Genomic DNA, 14,169 nt, shown 5'->3' with positions numbered 1-14,169 from the left:
GCGATCAGGCGTGGTCGGCTCAGCTCTGGTAGTTCTCGACCTCGTCGGCGGGACGCACCCGCGCCTCGCCCGGGTCCTCGCCGTACTCCGTCTTCGCGCGCCGCTGACGCAGCAGGTCCCAGCACTGGTCCAGCCGGACCTCCACGGCCTTCAGCCGGGCGCGCTCGCTGTCGCTGAGCCCCATCTGCCGGGTGGAGCGTTCGCGCAGGTCCCGCTCCTCGCCGACCAGAGCGGTGATGTTGTCGAGTATGTCCTGGTTGGCGTCTTCCATGGCCGCCTCCACCGCTTCGGACCGTCGCCGTCGTCGCCACCGCCACCGTCACCGTCACTCCAGCGCAACACACCTCTAGCCGCTGTGCAGCTCCAGCTCGACGAGCAGCGCCCGGTGGTCGGTGTTCCTGAGCGTGAGAAAGCGGGCCGACCGTACGGCGAAGTCGTCGGACGCCAGCACATGGTCGATCTGGGCGCCGATCCCGTCGATGTCGGCGGGCCAGGACGGCGTACGGAACGCCCCGCCGAGGGCCGCCGTGTCCCGCAGACCGCCCGCGTCGAGGATGCGCCGGAAAACGGCATGGTCCTGCGAGGCGTTGAAGTCGCCCGCGACGAGCGTCGGCCGGTCCTTGTCCCGGGCGGCGTAGTCGCGGATCGCGCCCAGCTCGGAGCGCCAGTCGGGCACATGGCCGGGGGCGGGCGGCATGGGGTGCGTGAGCTGGATGCGTACGGCACGGTCGTGCACCAGCGCGACGGCGCCCGGCATGGCGAGCGTGCCGTCGATGCCGGGCGCGGACCGCAGCGGGTACTTGCTGAGGATGGCGGACCCCTCGGCGCCGCTCGCTTCGACGACTTTCCGGTACGGGTACGTGGCGTCCGGCACCTCGGAGCCGAGGGCTGCCGAGCAGTCGTACTCGCACTCCTGGACGAAGACCAGATCGGGCTTCTCGCGCCGGATCGCGGCGATCAAGTCCGCTGTCCCGCCGCCGAATTCGACGTTGGCGGTGAGGACGCGGACGGGGGCGATCAGGTGCCCCTCGGCCTCGGCGGTGCCCGGCCCGTACGGCTGGACGTACCAGCCGGTGGTGGCGATCAGGACGGCCGCCCAGGCCATGCCGATGCGCCAGCGGGCGACGAGGGCGAGGACGAGGCCCAGGACGGCCGGGACGAGCAGCCAGGGCAGAAACGCGAGGAGCTGGGGGACCGGCGTACGGCCGTCGACGTCGAGGACGCGGCAGCCGACAACGACGCTGACGCCGGCGAGGCCGATCCCGTCCGCCCACGCGAGGAACCGCCGCCAGGCGGGGCGGCGGCCGTACGGGGGCGGGGGCGACGCGGATGGGCCGGTCGCTGCCGTCGTGACTCTGGCACTCCCCAAGGAACGGCCTCCCCGTCAGCCTGTTTGGCGCCGATGACGCGCCGACCACGGCGCCAATGACGCGCCTATGACGCGCATGGCGCTTGAACCGCATCTTCCCTCAGAGACGGCGTGGGGCGGCGGTTGGTTGTCGCCGTGGCGAGTCAGTGTGTGCGGTGATCAGGTGCCGTTGGGGACGCGGGCGACGCGGGCGAGGTGGGCCCGCAGCGCCGTGTTGAAGTCGGCCGGGCGCTCCAGGTTGGGGAGGTGGGCCGACGACTCGATGACGGCGAGCGTCGATCCGGGGATCGCGGCGTGCATCGCTTCCGCGTCCGCGACCGGTGTGTACGTGTCCTCGCGGCCCACCGCGACCAGCGTCGGCACCGTGATGCGGGTGAGCAGGCCGCGGTAGTCGGGGCGTTCGGCCCGGCCGCGCAGGGCGGCTGCCGCACCCTCGGGGGAGGCGGCGGCCATCATGCGGTGGACGTGGGCCGATGCCTGGGTGTTGTACGGGGCGACCATCTTGTCCAGCACCTCGTCGGCGTACCCATTCATGCCCTCCCGGATAAGGCGGTCGGCGGCGGCGTTGCGCGACAGCTTTCCGGCTTCCGTCTCGGCGGCGGGGAAGGTGTCGGCCAGGATCAGGCCCGCGATGCGGCCGGGGAAGCGGCTGTAGCACTCCATGACGATCTGGCCGCCCATGGAGAGGCCGCCGAGTACGGCGCGCTCGATGCCCAGGTGGTCGAGCAGGGCGGCGATGTCGGCGGCGAAGGCCGGGAGCGGGGTGATGCCGGGGGTCACGTCGGTCTCGCCGTAGCCGCGCAGGTCGGGGGCGATTACGCGGTGGGTGGGGGAGAAGGCGGCGATCTGCGGGGCCCACATGGTGCGGTCGAAGGGGTGGCCGTGGATGAGGACGAGAGGGGGGTTGGGGGTGCCGGAGCTGGTCCCGGTCCCGGTTCCGGTCCCGGTTCCGGTCCCGGTTTCGGTTCCCTCGTCGGTGTAGCCGATGGTGATGCCGTTGACGTGTGCCGTAGCCATGCTCAGGAGGCTAGATGCGCACAACTGCTCGGTGCAATAGGCTCTTTGCTCTCGGTGCAATGTGGGGAAGCGGGGTGGCACGCGCAGTGGTGGACGACTTCCGACGGGTGGCCGATCAAGTGGCCGCCGAGATCGCCGCCGGACGGCTCCGGCCCGGCGACCGGCTCCCCACCCAGCGCGCCTTCGCCCGCAGTCGCCGGATCGCGAACTCCACCGCGATCCGGGTGTACGGCGAACTGGTGCGGCGCGGCCTCGCGGTGGGCGAGGTCGGTCGCGGAACGTTCGTACGGGCCGCCCCGCCGTCGCCCGGCCACGCGCTCGCGGAGGAGGTACGGACGCACGCCCCCTCCCTGAACGGCGCCCCCTCCGGGGACGGCACCCCCTCGGTGGACGCCCCCTCCGTGAACCTGGAGCTCAACTACCCTGTCTCGCAAGGTCAGTCGGAGCTCATGGCCCGCGCACTCGGCGCCCTCCTGCGCCCCGATGTCCTCGGCGCCGCCACCCGCCCCGCCGCCGCAGACGGCACCCCCGAGGCGCGGGAAGCCGCCGTATCGCTGCTGGCCCGGGGCGGCTGGCGGCCGGATGCCGGGCAGTTGCTCTTCGCGGGCAACGGGCGGCAGGCCATCGCCGCCGCCATCGCCTCGTTCGTACGCCCCGGGGGGCGGCTCGGCGTCGACACGCTCACGTATCCGCTGGTCAAGGCTGTGGCGGAGCGGCTCGGCGTAACCCTGGTGCCGATCGCGGGCGCCGCCGGTGGTGGGCTGTGCCCCGACGCGCTGCACGCCGCCCACCGGAGCGCGCCGCTCGGCGCCGTGTACGTACAGCCGACCCTGCACAATCCGACGTCGGTGACGATGGACGAGGCACGCAGGGCCGAACTGGCCGCAGCCCTGGGCGACTTGGGCATCGGCGCCGTCGAGGACACCACCTGGGCGTTCCTCGCACCCGACGCGCCCGCCCCCCTCGCCGCCCACGCGCCCCACCGCACGGTCCTCGTCGACAGCCTCTCCAAGCGCCTGGCCCCCGGCCTGACCGCCGGCTTCCTCGCCGCCCCGGCTGCGCACACCGATGCCCTCGCGGACGCCCTTCGCTCCGGCGCGTGGACCGCGGGGCGCTTCAACCTGGAGGCCGCCACCCGCTGGATCACCGACGGCACGGCCGCCACGGTCGCCGCCGCCAAGCGCGCCGACGCCGCCGCCCGCCACCGCCTCGTCCGGCGCCACCTCGGCGGCTTCCGCATCCGCACCGACCCCCGTGCGTACTACTGCTGGTGGGAGCTGCCCGCCCGCTGGCGTACGGACACCTTCGTCGCGGCGGCTGCGGCCCGGGGCGTCGCGGTCACTCCCGGCTCGGCGTTCGCCGTAACCCCGCACACTGCCCCGGACGCGATCAGGGTCGGCCTGGCGTCCCCGCCGGCAGAGGTGCTGTCGTACGCCCTCGGGGTGCTCGCCGAGGTCGCGTCGTCGTCGCCCGGAACACCCCCGTGAGCCCCGCCGACACCACCGGCACCAGCCCGAGCCCAACGGCCAGCACCACCCACGCCGTCGTACGCAGCGAGCCGGTCAGCGCGTCGTAGACCGCACCGGCCGCCGCGCGGTCCATGGCCGGGGGCAGGCCGCCGAGCGCCAGGCTGCGGGCGACGACGACCGTGACGGCGAGCAGGACCGCACCGACGGCCAGCGCCACGCCGAGGAGGGTGAGCGCGCGGAGCCGGCGTACGGCCACCAGGAGCGTGGCGGCCGCCGCCGCCAGGGTCGCGGCCGGGAGCCAGGTCCCGGCGGCCCGGAGCAGCTGGAAGGCGTCGCGCCAGGTACCGAGGTTGTCGGACTCCAGCACCGTGACCTTCGTGTGCCGTACGGGGATCAGGTCGGCGAGCGGGACGCCGTCGTCGGTCAGCTGTCCCTTGACCTGCTGGGCGACGGGCGCGAGATCGAGCGTCACCGCGCCGCTGCTGCCGCTGCCGTTCTCCAGCGAGTGGAGTACGGCCCGGTGGGCGGCCCGGTTGACGGTGTCCCACGCGTTCCGGAAGGCGGGCGTACCCGTGAAGGAAAGGACGGCTTCGTCGAGGAGCTCGGTGGCGCTGTCCTGGAGCGGACCGAGGTCGATCTCCTTCGCGATCTCGGCGGTGATCCGGTCGGCGACAGCGCTGCGTACGTCCGCGTGGGAGGCGAGCGGCGCCACCGTCGGCACATAACGGCCGGTGTTCCCGACCTCGCGGCCGGTCCAGACGGCGAGCGCGCTCAACGGGACGAGGACCGCCACGAGGACGAGCAGTGCCGCCGAGAGGTAGCTGCGCATCCCCCCAGGGAACGGCGGGCGTGGGGCGGGCGCCAGCGAAGCTGCTGCACCTGGCTCAGCCGCACGCCCGTACGGGGCAGCGGCTGGATCCATTTCCTCCACTTCATGCGCCAGATCCACTTGATCCACTTGCCGAACACCACCCACGGGTGTGCCCTGGTGGGGTGGGCGGGGCGCGTGCGGCGGAAGGAGCTCGTCATGTCTTCACATGCTGCGATGCCGACCGGGCGGTTCCGGCGGCACAGGCGTGCCCAGCCGACTCCCCCGGTCCGGTCGGCGCACCGGGTCCAGGGCGTCGTACCGGTGACTCTCGGTCTGCTGTACGGAATCTACGTGGCCTTCGCCGACCGCGACCACGATCCCCTGACCGGCGGGAACATCCTGCTCGGAGTGGTCTGCGGCGTGGTCCTGGCGGGACTGTGCTTCCTTCTCGGACGCACCCAGTCCCGGATGGTGCGCGAGCTGCGGGCCGCCGCCTACGGAAGCCTCTTCGGTGTCGCGACGGGTTTCCTCATCAGCCTGAGCCACGCAAGCGTCCTCAAGGCTTCGGCCCTGGGGGCTGTGCTCGGCGCCGCGATGATGCTCGTGACCTTCTACATCTTCTACACGCGCGAGTAACCGGGCACGGCACGCGAGCAGCAGGGCAGCCGGGCAGCTGAGCAACCGGGCAGCCGAGCACCGATGACTTCCGGAGTCCGGGACGGTCAACACTCGGACGGCCGACATTCGGACGGTCAACCTCGACCCCGGAGGGGCGGAAGAATGAGTGCACAGCGCGGCCCGGACCTAGCCATCGAGACGTCGGGCCTGGTGAAAGTGTTCGGCCGGAACCGGGCCGTGGGCGGTATAGATCTGGCCGTGCCCGCCGGCACGGTCTACGGCCTGCTCGGACCGAACGGCGCGGGCAAGACGACCGCCGTGCGGATGCTCGCCACCCTGCTGCGGCCGGACGGCGGGCAGGCCCACGTCTTCGGCAAGGACGTGGTGCGCGAGGCCGACGCCGTACGGTCGAGGGTCAGCCTCACCGGCCAGTACGCGTCCGTCGACGAGGACCTCACAGGTACGGAGAACCTGGTCCTCCTCGGCCGCCTGCTCGGCCACTCCAAGCCGGCCGCCCGCGCCAGGTCGGCCCAGCTCCTGGAGGCCTTCGGGCTCGCGGACGCGGCCGACCGCCAGGTCAAGAACTTCTCCGGCGGCATGAGGCGGCGTATCGACATCGCCGCGAGCATCCTCAACACGCCCGACCTGCTCTTCCTTGACGAACCGACGACCGGCCTCGACCCGCGCAGCCGCAACCAGGTGTGGGACATCATCAGGGCGGTCGTGGCGCAGGGCACGACGGTGCTGCTGACCACGCAATACCTGGACGAGGCCGACCACTTGGCGTCCCGTATCGCGGTGATCGACCACGGCAAGGTCATCGCCGAGGGCACGAAGGGCGAGCTCAAGGCGTCGGTCGGCTCAGGCTCCGTACACCTGCGCCTGCGCGATGCCGCACAGCGGCCGGAGGCCGAGAAGGTGCTGACGCGCTCCCTGAACGCCACTGTCCAGCTGGACCCCGACCCGGTGGCCCTGACCGCCACGGTCAACGGACACGCGAGCGACCTGGGTGCGGCGGAACAGGCGGCGCGGGCACTGTCCGAGCTCGCCAGGTCCGGGATCACCGTGGACAACTTCGCGCTGGGCCAGCCCAGTCTGGACGAGGTCTTCCTGGCCCTGACGGACAAAAGGCCTGATCAGAAGGACAAGGACGACAAGGACATGGAGGGGGTGACGGCATGAGCACGGTAACCACAACGGACAAGGACAGGGACAACGGCAAGGGCCTCGACCAACTGGCCCTGGAAGCCCCGAAGGCCGAGGAACTGGCCGCGCTGCTCCTGAACAAGGACCGCCCGCCGCGCCCGAGCGCGCTCTCCGCCTCACTCACCTTCGGCTGGCGGGCCATGCTCAAGATCAAGCACGTGCCCGAGCAGCTCTTCGACGTGACTGCGTTCCCGATCATGATGGTGCTGATGTACGCGTACCTCTTCGGAGGGGCGCTGGCCGGATCGGTGGACGAGTACATCCAGTTCCTGCTGCCCGGCATCCTCACCATGAGCATCGTGATGATCACGATGTACACGGGCGTCGCCGTCAACAACGACATCACCAAAGGCGTCTTCGACCGCTTCCGCACGCTGCCGATCTGGCGCCCGGCGCCAATGGTCGGCTACCTGCTCGGCGATGTGATCCGCTATCTGATCGCGTCCGCCGTGATGCTGTCGGTCGGCATGATCATCGGCTACCGCGCGGACGGCGGAGTGGTCGGGATCCTCGCCGGAGTGGCACTGCTGATGGTCTTCTCGTTCTCGTTCTCGTGGATCTGGACGATGTTCGGACTGCTGCTGCGCACCGAGAAGTCGGTGATGGGCGTCAGCATGATGGTGATTTTCCCGCTGACCTTCCTGAGCAACGTCTTTGTCGACCCGAAGACGATGCCGGGCTGGCTCCAGGCGTTCGTCAACAACAGCCCGGTATCCCATGTGTCCACGGCGGTCCGCGAATTGATGGCCGGAAACTGGCCGACGGCAGACATCGCCTGGTCACTCGGCTGGTCGGCAGCACTCCTGCTGGCCTTCGGTACGGTCACGATGCGGCTCTACAACCGCAAGTGAGCGAGCCGCTCGTACGGCACGACGACGACCTGGTGCGCGTCCTCGTACACGACGCGCCCAGGATCCGCCGACCGCAGGAGGCGGCAGTCGACGCCGTGGGCGGCGAGGATCTCCAGGTACCCGCCCACGCGAGCGATCAGCCCAACGGCCGTCGGCTTGAACCAGGCCACGGCCCCCGGGTTGACGCGGTCGTCGTAGACGCTCGGATCGACGGTGCTGGGATCGGTGTACGCCGCGTCGTACCAGTCATTGCCCGCCCGCCGGAACCGCTCCTGCTCGGCGGTCAGCTTCCCCTCGCGCGCGAGATTATTGACGAGCGCGAAGACCCCGGGGAAGTGGCCGCGGGGGCTCCGCACTGTCCCCTGAAAACGTACGTACGCGTTCGCCTCACCCATATGGCCATCGTAATGAGCGAGTTGCCGCCGCAGACGAGCGCGAGATCCGCGAGCTGCCGCTCGAACGGCACGACGTCGCCGCACGGATCACGCCCAGGGAGGTTGCTCCCGGTAGTCGTCCCGGCACATCCCCCGGAATAGCGTCGATGAGGCACGCACGGCGGGAGGGCCCGGCCCCCCTATGCCGGGCCCCTCGCGTGGTGCGGCGTTACGCCGTTCTGCCCATCGCTCTCCTTCCATGGCCGATTCCGCCCCGGGGCCGGCGGTTCATCGGTGCAGCCGGATATCTGTTCCAGTTGTCGCCGCGGCGCCCCTGCCTGCATGGGACAACCGCCCATGCAGCCCCCAGCGGCCGGCGGGAGTGCCCAAGCCCGTGAGAACGAGCAGGATGACCGCGGCGACAGCGATGACCGCGACGGCCGTCATGGTCTGCACCGGATTGAAGTCGATGAGGTACACGGTCATGGTGGCTCCCACGGTGATCAGCAGCGGTCCGAGGCACCACATGGTCCTCGGGATGGCGATGGTGGAGACGACTGCGGACTCGGCCTCGCCGAGGACGGCTTCATCCGCCGCATCCGCTTCATCCGCGATTTCCTGCTCGGCGCGCGCAGCGACGAGGTCCATCGTGGCCGCCCACTCCTCATCCGTTTCGTCCCTGTACTGCTCGGCGAGACGGTTGTTGCTCTCCTGCAGACGCGCGAGGAGGGCATCGTGGGTCACGTAATCTTCCGACACGGATTCCTTCCTTCCCCTTCTCAGGAGCCCGGCGAGGGCCCCTCCCGGGATCACGGTGCTTGTCGCCGATGGCGGACAGCACCGTGATCCCTAGAGGGGGCCTAGCCCTCCAGGTCCAACTCGCCTCTGGCGGCGTCCACGAGCTCCTGGGCCTTTCGCAGGCGCGTGGAGACCGTCTTACGGTCGATCTGCAGGTGAGCGGCGATCTCGCCGACCTTGAGATCGTGCAGATAGCGCAGCTCGTACACCTCGCGCTCCTTGTCCGGCAAGTACTTGGCGAGGAACGCCCGGATGCTGCGCCGAAGCAGCACCGCCTCGGTGTCCGGATCGTCGCCGCGGCCGACGGGCGGTTCGGGAAGCTCGTCGACCGGGATCTCCCTGGCCTTGCCCTTGCGTCGCAGGAACTCCAGGATCTCCAGACGCGTGGCATGCCAGGCGAACGCCCGCCCCTCGTCGCCCTGGGAGTAGATGAAACCGGGCTTGATGCGCGCCTTGAAGATCCGCACCAGGGTGGCCGAATGGATCTCGTCCATATGAGGCCCGAATCCGGCCTGCGCGATCCACTGCCGGATCGGGCTGCTGAGCGCGCGAAGCTCGGCGTCGAGTTGTGCTCTCACCTCCTCGCTCACGACCGTCGCGCGCGGGGGCGGGATCGTGCCCCTTTCCGGCTCACGCGTCTTGGGCACCGCCGCGTGAGCGATGGGGAGCGACGGTTCGCCGCCCTCCACGCCACGCGCTACGGGTCCTTGTGCCATGGGGGTAATCCCTTCCCTCGCGCCTCTCAGGGCGTATTGGTGGCGGTCGCCCTCAGCGGGTAAGCCGTCGCTGGGGGCGTGATCGGGGGAAGGAGACCGCAAGAACTTTGCGTAATGCGTTGGCCATTGACTGCTCGGTCCGGGTTACTTACCGCCCTTCAGCAGCTGGTACGCGAACGCGGCGACCACTACGCCGACGACGATCGCCACCCCCAACAGGGGGTTGATGAAGGCCACATAGGTGGTGATCCCGCCGATCAGCAGGACCAGCAGAACCAGTAGCAGCGCGCTGCTCGCACCGTCATCGTTCATGGGGTTTTCCGCTCCCGGGAAGTCCACCGAGCCGCCCTCGCAACCCGGTTCGCCACACAAGGCCCTGCGGACGCAGCGGCCTCACCAGGTAAGCCGGAACGGACACCTGGAACGGGGGAACGGCCAGGCCGAAGCCCATGCGGGACTGGGGAGTTCTTAGCGTGCCTTGTGTGTGGAAGAGGACACTTGCATGCCTGGGCATGGGGACCCTTGGGGTGTCTCGTTCCGATCACGAGACGCGGTGATCGGTGTGAGAGTCGGGCGTAGCGGCGTGTGCCGCGGTCGGCGGGGTGCTGATCGCCGCGATCCCCAAAGCTGTGCGCACGGAGCGTAGTTGGTGCGGTACCGTGATCGCGCAATCACTCTCTGCGTACGTCTTGTCGCGCGGAGCGGCCCCCGGCGGTGCTACCAACACCATTCCGAGGGCCTTCACCATCGAGGCTTACAAGGAGCCCCTGGGATGCTTCGTCATGCTAACGCGCCCACCAGCCGCTTCACGAAGGTTTCCAACGACCTCGTCCGGCACCCGCGCCTGACCCCCGAAGCGAAACTCCTGCTCATCTACGTGCAGGGCCTCCCGCAGAGCGAGGCGTCCAAATCCCTCAGCGAGCACGCGGCCAAGCTGAACATCACCGGCCGTGCCTATCAGCGAGCCAAAGAGCTGCTTCTGGCCTGCGGGTTCTTTCACCACTGGCGCGAACAGGGCTCGGGCGGACGCTGGTTCACCGACCAGCTCCTCGCGAACGTCACCCTCACGAGCGAGGAGGCGTCGTGCATCCGGCACGGGATCCCGCCGAGTGCGCAGTCTCCGACCGTCGGAGAACCGACGCGTCCGATGGTCGGTGGCTCTCCTACGGAACGTAAGACGGGAGAAAAGAACACTCCCCACCCTCCACCCAAAGACGCCGAGGTGGTCGAGGTGGCCGAAATGGGTGACGCCGACACGACCCCCGAACTCTTCGAGGCGGAACGCGTACTGCTCGGGCTGCGCCACCAGCACCGAGACCTCTACCTCGGCCCCCGCGAGGCCCGCACCCTCGCCACGACCGCCGCGGAATGGCTGCGCCGAGGGATCACCTCCGCGGAGCTGCGCCGCGCCCTCACCGCAGGCCTGCCAGCCGGAGGCATCCAGTCGGCGGTGGGCTTCCTCCGCCACCGCCTCACCGCAAAGCTCCCGGCCCCGGCGCCCCTGAAGACGCGCGTCCCGTACGACGCACTGCCCCCGTCCCGCACCGTGACGCCGCTGGTCACCTGCGCCGGTCCGGGCCCGGACCACGCCTTCCGCCCCCTGGCTGACGAAACCCACTGCCCCCGGTGCCGTAGCGACCATCCTGCCGCGGCGTCAGTGCCGCGCCGACGTGTTCCGTGGCGGGACCTCGTTGCGACTGTCGCTGCCACGCATTGACACGTCAGCGCGCTTCGTGGAAGACCACCGAGCGCACCTTCAGGCGCTTCGAGCCGTGGCCGGTGTGTGCCCGGAGGTCGAAGTGGGGCCCTTGCAGCCCCAGCCCTCCCACCGCCAACCCCAGGTTCAGCCCATCGCCAAGGCCACAACCAGGCTGGCCGAAGTGGACATCACCTGTGGTGCTGCTGCCTTGAGGCGCCACCAGGGCGCTCGGGCGCCCCTACGGCGGGCCCGAGCCGAGGAGAGTGATCGCTCCGTACGCTCCCGAGGCGAGAGCGAGCGTGCCCAGGACCCACCGCGCCCGCACCGTGGGCCGGCCGGCGAGGGCGACGGCGGCGGGGAGCAGGAGGGGGAAGGCGGGCATCATCAGCCGGGGGCGGGATCCGAAGTAGCCGGCGCCGATGAGGGACAGGGCCACCAGGGCGATGGTGTACGCCAGGACCGGCGCGGGCTGTTGCTGCCGTACGCACAGCCAGACCACCCATCCCAGGAGCACCAGCGCAGCAACCAGGGCCGCTCCGGCCAGCGGCACCGGGCCGGTGAGGTTCTTCCAGATGAAGCGGGCCAGCGCCGCTCCGCCGTCGATGTGGTTGCCCCACTCGCCCTGGACGGTGAAGTAGCCGAGCGGGTCCCGCCTGCGGATGCCGACGAAGACCACGTAGCCGAGCCACCCCAGGGGGGCCACGGCGATGCCCCCGATCATGCGCCGCCGGTTACGCACCACCTCGCTGAGGGCCGTTCGCCCACGAAGGTCTCGTACCAGGATCATCACGGCTGTGATGCCGAGGGAGGCGATCAGCGCCGCCGCTGAGGGCCGTGTGAGGCCGGCTGCTGTGGCGAGTACTCCAGCGGTGATCCACCGGTCGGTGAGCACGCTGTAGAGCAGCCATGCCGCCGCGGCGGTGAACAGTGTTTCGGTGTAGGCCATCGACTGTACGAAAGCGGTCGGGTACACCCCCCACAGCACTGAGAGGATCACGCCGGTCCGGCGATCGTGCAGGTGCGCGCCGACGGCGTAAATGCCCCATGCGGCGACTAGAGAAGCTGTCCAGGAAACTGCCAGGCCGGCAGTCCCGAGGCTGATGGGCAGGATTTCGGACAGGCCACGCTCAAGTGCGGGCAGGAGCGGGAAGAATGCCAGGTCGGCGTGGAGGCTGCCGTCGGGGAGGCGAACTTCGTAGCCGTACCAGCTTTCGGCGATCTGCTGATACCACACGGAGTCCCATCGGCTGCCCAGCAGATGAAGCGCGTCTTTCCCGGCCATGGACGCTGCTACGACCAGGATCAGCACCCCGGATAATCGGACCGCGGCGTACCAGCACAGGGCAGGAGCGGCAGCCCTCAAAGCGACACGTGCGCGAGCCTGCCAAGACGTGGTCAACGGCTGTGCGGGGTCAGCCGTTCGGTCGGTGGCCAGGTCTTGTGACATCTCGGCACGGTAAGGCTGATGCCACAGGATTTTGAGGTCGCCGCGCAGTGCATGGCCTGCAATAGATGCAGACCCCCGGTTCTCGATATGTGCGTACCGCACCGGAGGCCTGCAGTATCAACTTTACGCAGAATCAAGGGAGTTGAATAACCCCGAGGCGCTCTCCATGGCGTGAAGTCCATGTGTACAGAGCCGTGCCGACTCGGAACATCCGGCTTCTCCGCAGCGGCTTGGAGAGTCAGGTCACCGAAGGGGCTCCGACACCAGCCACACCATTCGCTGGTCGTGGAGTGTCCGGTTTCGTGCCCCTCGCGGGTGCATCGAGTGCTCGCGCGAGCCGGTCGACGCGTACCCATGATCTGCCTCCCGGTCCGCCCGGCCGCCGTGGGCATCGCGGACTCCCGGGCACGGCAGGCCGAAAGTGCACAATACGACCGGCTTCTTTGCCTGGTCATTACCCCACTCTGTACGCGGGCCGGGGCCATTCGGCAGGTATGCGCGGCTATGCGGAGGCGGCGGCACCCGGCCTTCCGGCCGTGTGCCGCCGCCTCCGGTGATGCGTCGCTCGCTGCCCTCGGTGCTAAAGGTCGAACTCGTGCGGCGGCAGGTCGAGCGTGAAGCACGCCTCCCGTACGAGGGCCTGCTCGTCCTTGTCGAAATCGCCGTCGGCGCCGCCGATGACGATGCCGATCTGGATGACGGCGCGGGCCTCGGCGGGCTTCTTCTTCGCCTTGGCGACCTCCTGGAGCACGCTCACCTTGCCGAAGGCGAAGTCGGTGGTGAGCTTGTTCAGGTAGTCGTCGAAGCGACGCTGGAGGTCGTCGGCGGGGAAGTTCTTCAATACCTCGTTGGTGGCGATGAGCTGGGCCACCCGCTGGCGCTCGGCCGGGTCGATGGAGCCGTCGGCGGCGGCGACGAGTGCGCACATCGCCATGCTCGCGTCGCGGAACGAGCCGCTCTTCAGGTCGTTCTTCTTCGCCTCCAGCTGGGTTTGCATCGTCTGGGCGGATTCCTTGATGCGATCCCACAGGGCCATGAGAACTTCAACTCCGTCTGTGTCGGTGCCGGCTGGTCTACCTCTACAACCATGTAGAAGCTATCAGGGGCGTTGAGCAGCCGCCTGGTCATCGCCTGTGGTGCGGCATTCGCCGCCCTTGCTCTGCTGGCAGTCGTGCTGCTCGTGGTCGTAGTCGTGCTCGTCGGAGGAGCGGGCTACCTCGGCGCGGATCATGGCGTTCACTGCGGCGTACGGGTCGATGGGCATGCCGGACTTCCTTACGGTGGAGGGTGGTTGAGCGCTTGGCCGAAGCCACCCTCAGCAGCGCAGAACCACGCACCGGACGGTCGAAGATCCGAGTGCCGTCGCCGGATGCGGCACGGGCCGCTCGGGCGGGGACGGGTCTGGCGTGCGCGTACTCCGGTACGGGACCACCGGGCCTGCCGCGTGCCCCTTCCGGCTACGCCCCTTGGCGCTCCCCCTGGCGCTCTCGCCGGCCGGCCGCACCTCACTGACGGCGGCGTCCGACGGCTGGCCCTCCGCCCCTGCCCCGTTGCCACTCTCGGCGGCGGAGACAGGGCGTCCCTCGGGCGCCGAGACCGCACCGAACCCGCCGCCCACCCCCAGCACCATGGCGAAGACCGCGGTGAGCACCAGCAGCGTCGTAAGCGCGCCCTGGCGCACCGCGCGCGGGACGAAGCACGAGACACGCATGTGCCTCTCGTACCACGGATGCGCCGGTTCGTACCCGTACGCCGGAGAAGTCCCCTCGACCGGACTAAGGCCTGTCTGATAAT

Annotated in this window: 16 protein-coding genes and 1 pseudogene; 5 read left to right on the top strand and 12 right to left on the bottom strand. The window is 69.8% G+C overall.

What is annotated here, in order from left to right; genetic code table 11:
* Window positions 1-19: 19 nt before the first annotated feature.
* From J7I98_RS11810 to J7I98_RS11800, 3 genes are all read right to left on the bottom strand, one after another.
* Window positions 20-271, bottom strand: coding sequence for a DUF2630 family protein (locus J7I98_RS11810; protein WP_214920600.1), 252 nt, complete (start codon window positions 269-271; stop codon window positions 20-22).
* 75 nt (window positions 272-346) lie between these two features.
* Window positions 347-1,369, bottom strand: coding sequence for an endonuclease/exonuclease/phosphatase family protein (locus tag J7I98_RS11805; RefSeq protein ID WP_214920599.1), 1,023 nt, complete (start codon window positions 1,367-1,369; stop codon window positions 347-349).
* A gap of 159 nt (window positions 1,370-1,528) precedes the next feature.
* Complete coding sequence (locus tag J7I98_RS11800; RefSeq protein ID WP_214920598.1) at window positions 1,529-2,386, bottom strand: alpha/beta fold hydrolase; 858 nt, start codon at window positions 2,384-2,386, stop codon at window positions 1,529-1,531.
* A gap of 59 nt (window positions 2,387-2,445) precedes the next feature.
* On the opposite strand from J7I98_RS11800, the gene J7I98_RS11795 reads away from it, so the two are divergent.
* Window positions 2,446-3,873 (top strand): PLP-dependent aminotransferase family protein, encoded by a 1,428-nt coding sequence (locus tag J7I98_RS11795; protein ID WP_374225111.1) that lies wholly within the window; start codon window positions 2,446-2,448, stop codon window positions 3,871-3,873.
* Here J7I98_RS11795 and J7I98_RS11790 read toward each other — a convergent pair.
* Window positions 3,776-4,684: a hypothetical protein gene (locus J7I98_RS11790; protein ID WP_214920597.1), complete on the bottom strand. Its 909-nt coding sequence runs from the start codon at window positions 4,682-4,684 to the stop codon at window positions 3,776-3,778. The two genes, J7I98_RS11795 and J7I98_RS11790, sit on opposite strands and share 98 nt — an antisense overlap.
* A gap of 198 nt (window positions 4,685-4,882) precedes the next feature.
* Between J7I98_RS11790 and J7I98_RS11785 the strand changes: the two genes are divergently transcribed.
* The 3 genes from J7I98_RS11785 to J7I98_RS11775 all read left to right on the top strand — a co-directional run bounded on the left by J7I98_RS11785 (window position 4,883) and on the right by J7I98_RS11775 (window position 7,341).
* Window positions 4,883-5,302 carry a hypothetical protein gene (locus tag J7I98_RS11785; protein ID WP_214920596.1) on the top strand — a complete coding sequence of 140 codons (420 nt, stop codon included), beginning with the start codon at window positions 4,883-4,885 and terminating at the stop codon, window positions 5,300-5,302.
* A gap of 144 nt (window positions 5,303-5,446) precedes the next feature.
* Window positions 5,447-6,466, top strand: coding sequence for an ATP-binding cassette domain-containing protein (locus tag J7I98_RS11780; RefSeq protein ID WP_214920595.1), 1,020 nt, complete (start codon window positions 5,447-5,449; stop codon window positions 6,464-6,466).
* Complete coding sequence (locus J7I98_RS11775; RefSeq protein WP_214920594.1) at window positions 6,463-7,341, top strand: ABC transporter permease; 879 nt, start codon at window positions 6,463-6,465, stop codon at window positions 7,339-7,341. Before J7I98_RS11780 ends, J7I98_RS11775 begins: the two co-directional genes overlap by 4 nt.
* Here the strand turns inward: J7I98_RS11775 and J7I98_RS11770 are convergent.
* The 4 genes from J7I98_RS11770 to J7I98_RS11755 all read right to left on the bottom strand — a co-directional run bounded on the left by J7I98_RS11770 (window position 7,326) and on the right by J7I98_RS11755 (window position 9,541).
* Window positions 7,326-7,736: a hypothetical protein gene (locus J7I98_RS11770; protein WP_214920593.1), complete on the bottom strand. Its 411-nt coding sequence runs from the start codon at window positions 7,734-7,736 to the stop codon at window positions 7,326-7,328. The two genes, J7I98_RS11775 and J7I98_RS11770, sit on opposite strands and share 16 nt — an antisense overlap.
* A 267-nt stretch (window positions 7,737-8,003) precedes the next feature.
* Window positions 8,004-8,474: a hypothetical protein gene (locus tag J7I98_RS11765; protein ID WP_214920592.1), complete on the bottom strand. Its 471-nt coding sequence runs from the start codon at window positions 8,472-8,474 to the stop codon at window positions 8,004-8,006.
* 101 nt (window positions 8,475-8,575) lie between these two features.
* Entirely contained in the window at window positions 8,576-9,229 is a 654-nt protein-coding gene (locus J7I98_RS11760; protein ID WP_214920591.1) for a sigma-70 family RNA polymerase sigma factor, read from the bottom strand.
* Window positions 9,230-9,373: 144 nt separating this feature from the next.
* Window positions 9,374-9,541: a hypothetical protein gene (locus J7I98_RS11755; RefSeq protein WP_214920590.1), complete on the bottom strand. Its 168-nt coding sequence runs from the start codon at window positions 9,539-9,541 to the stop codon at window positions 9,374-9,376.
* 460 nt (window positions 9,542-10,001) lie between these two features.
* On the opposite strand from J7I98_RS11755, the gene J7I98_RS11750 reads away from it, so the two are divergent.
* Complete coding sequence (locus tag J7I98_RS11750; RefSeq protein ID WP_214920589.1) at window positions 10,002-10,946, top strand: hypothetical protein; 945 nt, start codon at window positions 10,002-10,004, stop codon at window positions 10,944-10,946.
* A 220-nt stretch (window positions 10,947-11,166) separates the two neighbouring features.
* On the opposite strand, the gene J7I98_RS11745 is transcribed toward J7I98_RS11750, so the two are convergent.
* The 4 genes and pseudogenes from J7I98_RS11745 to J7I98_RS11730 all read right to left on the bottom strand — a co-directional run.
* Window positions 11,167-12,375, bottom strand: a complete 1,209-nt coding sequence (locus J7I98_RS11745) for a hypothetical protein (RefSeq protein WP_374225110.1) — start codon at window positions 12,373-12,375, stop codon at window positions 11,167-11,169.
* 580 nt (window positions 12,376-12,955) lie between these two features.
* Entirely contained in the window at window positions 12,956-13,411 is a 456-nt protein-coding gene (locus J7I98_RS11740) for a tellurite resistance TerB family protein (protein ID WP_214920587.1), read from the bottom strand.
* Window positions 13,412-13,474: 63 nt separating this feature from the next.
* Window positions 13,475-13,639 (bottom strand): hypothetical protein, encoded by a 165-nt coding sequence (locus J7I98_RS11735; protein ID WP_214920586.1) that lies wholly within the window; start codon window positions 13,637-13,639, stop codon window positions 13,475-13,477.
* A 51-nt stretch (window positions 13,640-13,690) separates the two neighbouring features.
* Window positions 13,691-14,169: pseudogene (locus J7I98_RS11730) on the bottom strand (hypothetical protein); the annotation flags it as partial.

The organism is Streptomyces sp. ISL-98 (assembly GCF_018614055.1).
Taxonomy (GTDB): Bacteria; Actinomycetota; Actinomycetes; order Streptomycetales; family Streptomycetaceae; genus Streptomyces; species Streptomyces spiramyceticus.
This window is presented reverse-complemented; position numbering and strand designations above follow the sequence as displayed.